This is a genomic window from Pseudomonas sp. BF-RE-25 (genome assembly GCF_019956105.1).
In the GTDB taxonomy this organism is placed as follows: domain Bacteria; phylum Pseudomonadota; class Gammaproteobacteria; order Pseudomonadales; family Pseudomonadaceae; genus Aquipseudomonas; species Aquipseudomonas migulae.
On record NZ_JAHBDB010000019.1, the window covers coordinates 78946 to 90411 of the forward strand.

At 59.0% G+C, this 11466-nt stretch carries 6 protein-coding genes; 2 read left to right on the top strand and 4 right to left on the bottom strand.

The window, feature by feature from the left end:
- Positions 1–24 precede the first annotated feature (24 nt).
- The 3 genes from KGB24_RS10710 to KGB24_RS10720 are packed head-to-tail and all read right to left on the bottom strand — an operon-like array spanning position 25 to position 7419.
- Positions 25–3648, bottom strand: coding sequence for a tetratricopeptide repeat protein (locus KGB24_RS10710; RefSeq protein ID WP_223414137.1), 3624 nt, complete (start codon positions 3646–3648; stop codon positions 25–27).
- A complete protein-coding gene (locus KGB24_RS10715) occupies positions 3626–6439 on the bottom strand; it encodes a bifunctional glycoside hydrolase 114/ polysaccharide deacetylase family protein (protein WP_223414138.1) in 2814 nt (937 codons plus the stop codon). Before KGB24_RS10715 ends, KGB24_RS10710 begins: the two co-directional genes overlap by 23 nt.
- Before the next feature lie 47 nt (positions 6440–6486).
- The gene (locus tag KGB24_RS10720; protein WP_008029841.1) at positions 6487–7419 is read right to left on the bottom strand and encodes an NAD-dependent epimerase/dehydratase family protein; all 933 of its coding nucleotides are present in this window, start codon (positions 7417–7419) and stop codon (positions 6487–6489) included.
- Positions 7420–7884: 465 nt separating this feature from the next.
- Between KGB24_RS10720 and KGB24_RS10725 the strand changes: the two genes are divergently transcribed.
- On the top strand, positions 7885–8808 hold the full coding sequence (locus KGB24_RS10725) for a hypothetical protein (protein WP_223414140.1): 924 nt from the start codon (positions 7885–7887) through the stop codon (positions 8806–8808).
- Between the two features lie 166 nt (positions 8809–8974).
- Here KGB24_RS10725 and KGB24_RS10730 read toward each other — a convergent pair whose 3' ends face one another.
- A complete protein-coding gene (locus tag KGB24_RS10730) occupies positions 8975–9154 on the bottom strand; it encodes a hypothetical protein (RefSeq protein ID WP_411736640.1) in 180 nt (59 codons plus the stop codon).
- 213 nt (positions 9155–9367) lie between these two features.
- On the opposite strand from KGB24_RS10730, the gene KGB24_RS10735 reads away from it, so the two are divergent.
- A complete protein-coding gene (locus KGB24_RS10735) occupies positions 9368–10771 on the top strand; it encodes a DUF2252 domain-containing protein (protein ID WP_223414141.1) in 1404 nt (467 codons plus the stop codon).
- The last annotated feature ends 695 nt before the right edge of the window (positions 10772–11466 follow it).

An 11466-nucleotide genomic window follows, 5' to 3' on the forward strand; every position in this document is an offset into this window, starting at 1 on the left:
TTTTCTCCTGTAGACATTCCATGATCAGCGTCCAAAACGCACGCCGTAGCTCACACCCAGTGTTCCGCCGGACTGACCATCCCCGCCTTGTGGCGCGGATTGGTAGCCGAAGGTCAGGGCCAGTTCGTCATCACCCAGCACTTCGAAGCCGATCCCGGTGTTGATGCCGTAGTTGAAGGTTTGATCCAGCCATTGCCAACCGGCCGTCACGTCCACCAGCCAGGTGTACTGCGGCTTGGTGCGCACCAATGCGCCCGGTATCCCGCGACGCCATGAGGTGCCAACGTACAGTTGCCCGTAGCGGCTCTGCAGCAGGTCGCTGCCCATGACGGTTTGCGTATCGCTGGCGTCGAGTTCTCCGGTTACGGCATCACGCTCCTGATCGGGCACGATTACCGGCCCGCCGTTGCGGCTGGACAGGTCGTCCAGGCGGCGGTCGTTCACGTTGTTGTGCTGATAGTCGACACCGCTGCGCACGGTCCAGTTGGGCCCGGCGAATTCCAGCGTGTGGTTGTATTCCATCTTCAGCGCCTGGCCATTACCCAGGTTGTCGCCGGCACGGGTGGAGAATGACTTCTGCGCCACTTCCCAACTGAGCTGATCACGCGCGGAGAAACCATGGCGACCACCGACCCACACACTGTCGTGCTGGCCAAAGGCGCGCATCAAACCGCTGTCCTCACTCTTGCGATGCCAGTCCAGACCGGTTTCGAGTTCATCACTGACGCCCAACTGCCAGGTACGGGAAAGGCCCAGGCCATTGCGGTCGTCGTCCTTGCGCTGGCTGGTGTCGGCGAACAGTTTGTAGCGGCCGTTTTCCACCGGACGGATCAGCGTCAGGGCCGCGTTGCGTTCCTCGCCGAGTTGCGAAGAGTTCACGTCGTCGCCGCTGTAGGTGCCCTGCTCCAGCTCAAGATCAGCGTACCAGTTGTCACCCAGGTTACGGGCGATCTGCAGACGTGGTGCGTTGAATTCCAGGCCGCCGAAATCCTGCTGATGCCAGGACAGCTGCGCCCCTTGTGGCGTGGCTTCGTGGATTTCCACCGCCTGACGGCGCAGTTGCTCACGCACGGCGCCAGGCTGCTCGTCACCGAGCGCGGAGAGGTTGACGTCCAGTGCTTCTCCCAGACGCCCCAGACGACTGAGGGCCTGAGCGCGCTGCGCCGGGTTCAGGTCGCTGCTGGCCAACAGCGTTTCGACCTGTTCTTTATTGCGACTGCGCAGGGCCTGCTGAATCTGCTCGTAGCGCTCGACCTTCAGGCCCTGGCTGCGTGCCCAATCCAGCCACTGGTCTTTCTGCGATTCCTGATTCGTCGCGTCGAGACGTGCCAGCAACCGTTCGAACCACAATTGCAGCATCGCCGGCGAACCATCCTTCCACTTCAACACTTCCTGCTGAGCCTTGCGCGGCGAATAGCTGCTCGCCATCAGGCGCAACCAGATCGCATAACGCTCGGACGACGGTTGAATGCTTTCGCCCTCGGGGCTGCGCAGCAGCTTTAAACGCAGACGCTGGGCAGCGTCCTGATAACCGGCGCTGTCGAGTGCATCGGCATAGGCCGCGCGCACCAGCCAGTCATTCGGGCTGCCCTTGAGGTACATGCGGTACCAGGCCAACGCTTCACTGTCGCGGCCAAGCATCTGGCTGGCACTGGCGAACGGCAGCCACAAGAGGCGGTCTTCACGCGCCTGCGCACGCCATTGACTCAGCAGCGGCTTGAGTCGGGTGGTGTTGCCCTGATCGACGTAAAGCCACATCAAGCGCTCGCGGAACAGGTTGTCGTCGGGGTAACGCGACAAGCCCAGCAGGTACAAGCGCTCGGCCTCGTCGCTCTGCCCCTGCTGCACCGCCAGCGCACCGCGCACCGCCAGCACTTGTGCCTGCTCATAGGCCTGCGGGTATTGCTCGGCATCCTTGAGCAGTGCAATCACTTGCGGCCAGTCCTGTAACTCCTGTGCTTGCTGCAAGGCCTCGACCAGGCGTTGCGGATCCCTTGCGCGGTACCAACTGCCCACCATCAGTTTCAAGGCACGTTGCGGATCGCTGGTGCGATACAGGGTGATCAACTGGCTCTCATCGCCGCTGGCCAACTTGCCATTGAGGGCGAGCATTCTTTCCAGCGAGACCTGCAAGTCTTCATCGCGCTCCAGATCCCAGGCCAGAGAGGCTCGGATCCGCCAGTAATCCGCGTCCGTAATACGCTCGTCATTGGCCTGTACCACGCTCCACGCCGCCTGGTCATCAAACAGTTTCAGGTAGGTGTTGGCCCAGTCGACCTGTTCGGTGGTGTTGAGCTTGAAACGTTTCGAATAGTCCTTGTAAACCTTGGCCTTGGCGGCGAACTGCCCGGTGTTTTCCAGGTTCTGTAGCAAACGCGTCCATGCCAGACGGTGCGTCGGGTACTTGCGCAAATAGACATGCAACCAGGCTTCGGCCTCGTTCGGCGTACCTCGCGATTCGTGACCATAGATCAGCGCATCGAGCTCGATGTCGGTGAGCGCGCGCATCTGCATGATGTCTGCGAGCAACGGAATCGACCGATCAAAATCGAACTGCTGACTCGCCAGACGCCACGCGTGTTCGCGGGTCTGGGGGTTTTCCTGCAACGCGAGCAGACGAATCCAGTAACCCAGCGCGGCTTCGCTCTCGCCACGCCATTCACCGAGGTGGGCCATTTGCTCGAGCAGCGCCGGATCATCCGGATGGTCGATCACTAACTGCTGACCGGTTTCCCAAGCCCCCGCCAGATCGCCAATGGCCAGGCGCATGTGAAAATCTTTCTGCAGGATTTGCGGGTTATCCGGTTGCAGAACTTGCCACTGTTTGAGCACTCGCTGCGCCAGGTCAAAACGCTTGCTAGCCACCGCGACATCGACGCCCTGCTCCAGCCACGGGGCATCGGTTTGTGTATTGTTCAGCTGCGGTAATTCATCGGAAAGCACCTGCGCAGCCTCGTCGCCACGACCGGCGGACAACAGGCTGTCGAACGCCAGTTTCGCGTAGTCGCGACGCTCGGTTGCTTGCTGGCTGTCTCGTTTGAGTTGCAGATAGACGTCCGCTGCCCGAGCGGGTTGCTCGCCCGCCATATACCACTGAGCAGCGGACTTAAGCGACTCGGTGCGCAACTGTGGATCACGACCGGCAATCTCCTCAAAGACACTGGCCGCAAAGGCCGGGGCCTGCAACGTCAGCGCCAGCTTCGCCAGGTTCTGCAACAACGGCACCGGCAGTTTGCCGTGATCGAAGCTTTTCAGTCGTTCGACCAACGCTTGCTGCGCAATCAGATCGCTGCCGTTCGCCGCGACCAATGCATCCAGCTCCAGGCGGTAGTAAGCCTGGATGTCGGGCAGCGGCTTGGGCCAGGCCTCCAGATGTTGCCGTGCCTTGGTGTAGTCGCCGAGTCGAATCAGCAGATCGACCAGTTGCATACGCAAATGATCATCTTCCGGGTGAGCCGTCAGCAGCAGCTCGGCGTAGTTGGCCGACACCGCATCCGGCTCACGACCATCGGGCTGGAAGGTTTCTTCGCGCTGGAAAGTCGCCCACAGCAGCCCGCCCACGGCGACCGCCACTACCGCCAATGCCCAGGGGTTGAGCAGACGGCCGCTTTTGGTGGCTGAGGAATTAGTTGCAGACGAGCTGACCATTACTCACCTGCTTCATCGGTAATTGAAAAGTCCACAGACCGGCCGAGACCTTGCCCGCAAAACGCTGGCCGTCCACCTCCACCCGGCAAGCGCTTGTCGAGCGTACCGAGAACGTCAGATCGAACTGCCCTGCAAACGAAAAGCTCACACGACGATCATCCAGGTAACGCCAGTCCACCAATGGCAGATTGGCCTCCTCCAGCGCTGGTCTGTCGTCCCGATCGGGTCGCAGCACCAGCAACGCCCGGTCGCTGCTCAAATGCACATAGCGCCCTTGGGGCAAGTCGCGCACACCGGCAATCCCTTGTGAACGCAGCAAATCCGGCCAACCCATTTGCGGGTCTAGCCGCACCGTGCGCAGCGCGTCCATGCCGCGAACCTGCCAGGCACCGTCGGCAGTACGCGCCAGGCTGGCCTGGTACAAGCCGTGCAGACGATCGATGTAATCGCTCATCCACAGCGACATCGGCTGCTGCTCGCGCATGTAGCCGTAGATCTCGTGCATCGCCTTGATCGAAGCCTGCTTGGTGCTTGAGTAAAAGTGGTAATAGAGGTGCAGCCCGCGCAGACGTCGCGGGCTGTCAGTCAGTTCGAAGGTGTCGACCAGATCGCGGAAGCCGTAATACGGGCCTTTCCACAGGTTGGTGAAGAGGTTCTCGTTGATGATCGGCGCGTAGTATTGCAACCCACCGGCGGTCGGTCGCAGCAACGGGTTCAACCCGGTCAGCGACGGATCGGCCTTGGTCATCCTGGTCTCGGCGCCGTTGACGTTTTTCAGACCGGCGTCATAGGCCAGCTTCAACGTCGCCGGCGAAGGCAATGCATCGCCTGGCCAGAACACCAGCTTCACCGGCTTTTGCGCGGTGGTGAGGTTCTGGTTGATGTAATCGCGCGAACCGAAAATCTCGCGGCGGAAATCGATCTTGTCGTAGCCCGGGATGGCCATGTTCAAACCGTACTCCGGTTTGAAGTTTTCGCGTTTCCTGGCTTTGTCCGGCTGCATGAAAAACGGGTGGCTGAAGGTGTGCGTGGCCGCTTCGACTTTCGGGTTGGCGAAGATTTCACGGGCGATCGGCTCCAGTTCACGCGCCAGGAACGGGAACATTCCGCGCGGTGAAATCTCGCCTTCGACGATCGACACCGAGGTCAGAAACGGGTTGGGCTTGATGAAATCTTCCAGCGTGTGTCGGCCGGCGTATGGCGTGCCTCGCACTTCGGCGCGGGATGGAAACCCGTCGCCATCGATGTGCACCGTAGCGATGCGACGGCCGTTCTCCGTGGTGGTGTCCGGACGCGGTTGCACCGGCAGACGCAAGCTGGCCTGAAGGAACGCGAACGGATCGAGAATCCAGCGACTGCGTTCGTTGTTCACTTCGAGAATGTACGGCGCAAGGGCCAGGCCGCCCCACTCGCCAATCACCACTGGGGTGAAAACTTCGCCACCGGCATTGGTCAGCGACAATGCTGCTTTCGGCCCGTTGGGCAGCACTGAAACAGCGGTCAGGTCACGGGATCGGGGCTGCACCGGTGCTTCGAACGCCCCGAGCAGCGCCTTGTCCTGATGAGTAATGGTCAGCACTTGCGTGCCCGGAGGTGCATCGCGCTTGAGGCCCAGGCGCTTGAGCAGGAGTTTGTCTTCAATCGGCAGACCGGAGAAGAAAACCACCGGCACGTGCTCGTCCAGACGCGCGTTGATCCAGCGGTTGAAGGCCGGACTGTCCTGCGGCGGGCCGCTGGTCATCCAGGTAACGACACCGGCATACAAGCCACTGAAACGGTAGCCCGGCAGTGAGTTGTCGGCCGGCAGGTAATCGACACGATAACCGAGGTACTCGAGCAGACCGCCGAGCAGGCTGTGCCCGGCGTTGTCGGCCAGGTCGCCCTCGCGCGGGTCGAAAACCAGCGCTACGCGGCGAGGCTGCACTTCGATGTTGCTAATGCCCATCGAGTCCAGATCAGGGGTGCCGATGTACGGGATGAACCCCTCGTCGCGCAGACGCTTGGCGAGTTTGCGCGCCTCTTCGCGACGCTCCGGCGGCAAGTAGTCGATGGCGACCAGCGGGATGCCTTTGGCACGCAAGGGTTGCAGGTGTGTTTCGAGCCACTGACGATCGGATTCGGACACCGGGCGATAGCGCTTGGCGGACGCATCCCAACCGGCGTAGATGGACTCGACGGCCACTGCGGCGGCAACGCCGTCAAGGTCTGGAAGCACTTCAAAGCCGCGGTTGAAAAACAGCTTCAGCTTCGGCTCACGCTGGTGCAGTTCACGCAGGAAACTGGCGAGGGCGACGCGCTGGGCTTCTCGCGAGGCTTGCGGCAACAACTGAAAACTGTCGAGGGTATCGAGGAACAACCCGGCATACCCTTCAGCCTGCAAAGCCTTGGCGGCGCTGAACAGATGCTCGCGCCAGGCCGGCGCGGAGAGGTCCATGACCTGGCTGTCCCAGGCGTCGTTACGCACCGGGCTGACCGCTTTTTTCAGGCCGGCCTTGTCGATTTCAACCTTGGTGCCACTGAACTCGCCGACCGACAGATAAGCGAACGGCTGACTGCCCAGCTGGCGCAGGGTTTTGACGTCCTCGGCAGTCATATGGCCCGGCTCGACCACGGACCAGTCGAACTGCGCCAACTCGGGAATTGGCGGTTGGTCGGCGTACCAGAAGGTCACGCTGGAGGGCTGCGGCAAAGCGGCAGCCTGGACGGCCGGCCCGCTCACGAAGAGCGCCAAGGCAGCCAGCAGCCGCTTGACGACCGCGCGGATAGGCATCCTGCGAAAAACGATTTCCATAATTCACTCTTGAAATGACTGAACTGATACGGCGCGAACCGGCCGGATTACAAACTGCGCAGAAGCTGTGCCAGGCCCCGGCCGATGGAAGTCGGTGCAGGGAGGGTGAAACGCTCAAGCAAACGAGCGTTGTTGGCGCGCGAATGACGAATATCGCCTCGACGTGGCGCTTGATAAGTCACGGTCAAAGGCCTGCCAGTGGCGCGTCCCAGTTCAGTGATCAGGTCGTTGAGGCTGGTGGAACGGCTGAGCCCGACATTCATCGCACTAGCGCTCGGCTCGGTTGTTTCAACCGCCTGGACGAGGATGCTCACCAGGTCTTCAACAAAGACGAAGTCGCGGGTCTGTTCGCCGTCACCGAAAATCGCCACAGGTTTGCGGGAGATCGCCCGCTCAGTGAAGATGCTGATCACGCCGGAGTACGGCGATGACGGGTCCTGGCGTGGACCGAAGATATTGAAGAAGCGCAGGACCACTGGCTCCAGACCGTGCTCACGGCGATAGAAATCCAGGTAGTACTCGCTGGCCAACTTATCGCTGGCATAGGGCGTAAGCGGGGACTTTGGGGTGTCCTCATCGATCGCCGAACCTTCGCCATTGTTGCCGTAGATGGCCGCGCTGGACGCAAACACCACGCGCTTGATCCCCACCTTCAACATTTTTTCGCAAACGTTGAGCGTGCCGACGAAATTGCTTTGATGAGTGCCAACCGGATCATCGACCGAGGCTTGCACCGATGCCACCGCAGCCAGGTGAACGACTGCGCTGCAATCACGCATGGCCTGTTCCACGACTGCAGCGTCCGCCACATCACCGACCATCAGGTCCAGATTGGCATGACCAACCGGCAAGTTATCGACCTTCCCGGTCGACAAGTTATCCAGTACACGCACGTTGTAGCCTTTGCCCAGCAACGCTTCCACGAGGTGTGATCCGATGAATCCTGCACCGCCGGTAACCAGTATTCGCCCAACAACCATGAGTTTTCTTCCTGAAGATTCAAGCGCAGACATCGCGTGAACGTCCGCTAGACAGTGGCTTTGTAGAAATCATTACCCAGACTGATGGCGTTTAGCCCGCAAACCAGAACTGCGACATCGTCCAAATCCTGAAGGTTCAAAATCATTGGGACGATCTGCTACCTGTGCGTCGTTTTTATGGCGTAGAGCCATCAAAACGCGGCCGATAATGTGATACCAAAGAGATACTGTCAATGTTTTGTCTAGTTTCTTTAATGCGTCAAAAAATACACAAAATACGCCGTTAAATTGACGATCCTTATTAGATGCATGGTGACATGCAATACCGCCCGGCCCATCGCCGAAACCAGTCAACTCCTCGAAAAGCCTCAACGAGGAGCAGCAGCTTTAGCGTCGCCCAGGCTCTATGCTGATGTGTCAGATGCAGGGGCGAAACACCGAACTGCAGCACTCAGGAAGATCAACATGAACCTCTGGGTCACTGCCCTCCTGGCGACCATGTTTTGCCTGCCGACATACGCCGCCACCAAGGTCGAGACGCGTGTCGAACAGATTGATTTCAAGAGCGACTCTGACACCGTCAAGCGCTCCGGCTCGATCAAAGGCCAGCTCACCGCTCAGTACCGTCTGAGCGCAAAAGCAGGCCAGATCCTGAACGTCGACCTCGAACCGCCCAACACCTGCGCCTACTTCAACATTACCGCCAAAGGTGCCGACTTTGCGCTGTTCAACAGCTCGGTCATGGGCAATCACTTCCTGGGACCGCTGCCCGCCGATGGCGAGTACACGGTTCAGGTCTACCTCATGTGCAACGCAGTGCGGCGCAAGGAAGTGGCGAATTACCGCCTTTCATTGAACCTCAGCCCCGCTGACGGCACACACAGCACTGCGCCGTTTGACCAGGTGCTCGAACTGCAGGGCATTCACTTTCATGTGAAAAGCGAGCTGGTGGGCGGGAGTCGGGCATTGCGTATTTCCCCCTTAGGGCTGGAAATCGACAACTCGGACATCACTCGTCCCCTGACCGGCAACATCGTCCGGGCCGAAGTTGCGGACCTTGATCAGAATGGCTCACCCGAGGTGTACGTCTTCGCCAGATCACCTGGCCCCAGGTTGCCGGGCGAGCTGATTGCCTACGCTGCCAATCAGAAAAAATCGCTCAGCGAAATTTATCTTCCGGATATCAGCGAGAACGCGAAAGCGGCGCAGGGTTATCAGGGTGAGGATGAATTTGCGGTGGTGGAAAACGCATTGGCGCGGCGGTTTCCGGTGTATGACGGCAGCGATGCCGGAGCGGGCAGAACGGGGCGAATACGGCAGATTCAGTACAGATTGAAGCCTGGAGAGGCCGGGTGGGTGTTGAGGGTTGATGGGGTGACGGAGTATTGAACAATCCCTGAGCGAGACCTATGCCTAACCTGTGACAGAGGCGGCGATTGCTTACGCTGATTTCGCAGGATTAACAATTTATTGTCATAAAAAGACTAAATGAAACAGGCACTTGGAGAGCAAACACCAAGTGCCTTTTTCCAAGAGATGTTTTTTCAACGAACCATCAAGGTTGAACACCTTTGATTTTTTCCAGTCGCAGTGGGTAACCCGAGGCTGGCTGAACCACTGTCTCACTTTCAACGGTTTGAATCACCCGACCGTCAGCGTCCTTGGTAACGGCGATGGTCTTGCTATAGGTGCTTTGCACCACACAGCCGCTCAACACGAACACGGCACCCAAGATCAAAGAGCACTGGATAATCTTCACGCGGGAGTTCCTTCTCTTGAACATAAGAACAATCACTTTAGGTGCCATTACTGCCCACTTCAACATCAAAATGACATCAACCAACTTGAAGCAGTGCTTTGAGCATTTTTCTCTACACTCACCCCATCCAAGACAAATCGTTCGGATACCAAAACCTGACCTTTCATCACTTTTATTTACCGAGCCCCCATGACCCTCAAAGACCGCTTGAAGCAAGGCAAGGACGCTCGAAAAAACTGCCCTCGCAGTGATCAAGCGGCCACCGGAAAAACCAGTCGTGACCCGCTGCCACTGATCAAGCGCTCCAGCGAGGGCCGGGTCAATTCTCTGGTCGAGTTGCGCTACGGCCGCATGCTGGTGTCGCCGTTCACCTTTTATCGCGGCAACGCGCTGTTGCAGGCTCACGACCTGGCCGGTACGGCGAACATGGGTCTGGTGTCGACGATCTGCGGAGACAGTCACTTGATGAACTTCGGCGGTTTCGCCACGCCGGAACGCAACCTGTTGTTCAGCGTCAATGACTTCGATGAGGCCCATCCCGGCCCCTGGGAGTGGGATGTCAAACGTCTGGTGGCGAGTTTCATGGTGGCCGCCCGTGACCTGCGCCATGGCGAAACCGTGGAAGAAAACGTCTGCCGCGAAGTGGTCGCCGCGTATCAGCAAACGATGCTCGAATGCGCGGAGCAAAGCGCGTTGGAGACTTGGTACGAGTCCATCAGTTATGACGATCTGCGGCAACAGGCGAGTAAAGCCACGCTGGAGCACGTGGAGCGCGCCATCGCCAAAGCCGAACGCCGTACCCATGCCGAACTGTTGCCGAAAATCAGTGAACGTGACGCCGAAGGCCGTCTGATTATTCGCGATGACCTGCCGGAAATTTTCCATCTGCACAAAAACACCACGCTGCTGGATGCCGACGATGACTGGCTGCGGCTCGCGGACTGGCGACCGCTCTACGAGACGTTCATGAGTGAATATCGGACGACCCTGCAAGCCGACCGGCGCGGGCTGCTGTCACGTTTCAATGTTCAGGACCTGGCGTTCAAAGTGGTCGGCGTCGGCAGTGTCGGCACGCGCTGCCTGGTGGCGCTGCTGACAGACGAGCAAGAGTTCCCGTTGTTCCTGCAATTCAAGGAAGCACGGCGGTCGGTGCTCGCCGATTACGTGAAGGCCAAGTCTCGCGTGCGGCATAACGGTCAGCGCGTGGTCGATGGTCAACGGCTGATGCAGTCCGCCAGTGATCTGTTCCTCGGCTGGACCACCGGCCCCAACGGTCGCCATTTTTACGTGCGTCAGTTGCGCGACATGAAAATCTCCGCCGAACTGGAAACCTTCGACGACGAAGCCTTTGCCGCCTACGGCCGAATCTGCGGCCGCGCCCTCGCCCGTGCACATGCCAAATCGTCCGGGCATGCCGCGCAGATCAGCGGTTATATCGGCAAAAGCGATGCACTGGCCGATGCGCTGTTCAAGTATGCGAAATCCTATACCGAACAGAATGACCAAGACTTCGAACGCTTCCAGCAAGCCTGTCGCAAGGGGCGTTTGCGGGCACGGTCGGAGGCGGACTTTGCGGCCGATCATTTGCCGTAAGCCCCGACTTTGCCGCGGCGCAGATGAATTTTTCTTCACCCCATCGCGCCCCGGCAACCGGTACATTGCGCTCGCTCATTCAAGAAACTACGGTTTGCCCGCCCTCCCGCGGGCTTTTTTTTTGGTTCTTCACGGATTACCGGGAAAGACGCTCTTGGTCTTCATGAAAAAGAATTCGCTGTCCCGGTAGCCGTACGCCATCCGCTTGATGACTTTGCTCACGGATTGCGCGTACGACCGCAGTCTCCTGTAGGAGCGAGCCTGCTCGCGATGGCGGCTTCACTGTTGATAAAAATGTCGTCGTCATTGCAGGACATCTCCTACCAAAAACGAAGAAAACGCCCACAGATTTTTAAGGTTGTTGCTCGGAAGCGGGCTCTTTAGTCTTTGCTTGTCACTGAAAACTCAGTGATCGGGTGTGAGAACCTGGCAACTTATGGTCATACAGAGCCTGTAACCGCATAATCGCGCCAGCTTATCCGCTGTCCGCAAATGCGTTATGGCGGCTGTGTGCGGGCAGACTTTGGTCTGGCCCGGGTGTCCATGACCGGTTTTCTCACCCCGCACATAGCTGCCACCTCTTAGCCGCGTGAGAAACGGCAAGCGGCGGCTCCAACGCAAAAGGAAAATTTGTATGGACAAATTAATCCCCGATCCCCCGACTACCTCCCCATACCCTGTCTCTTATACACACT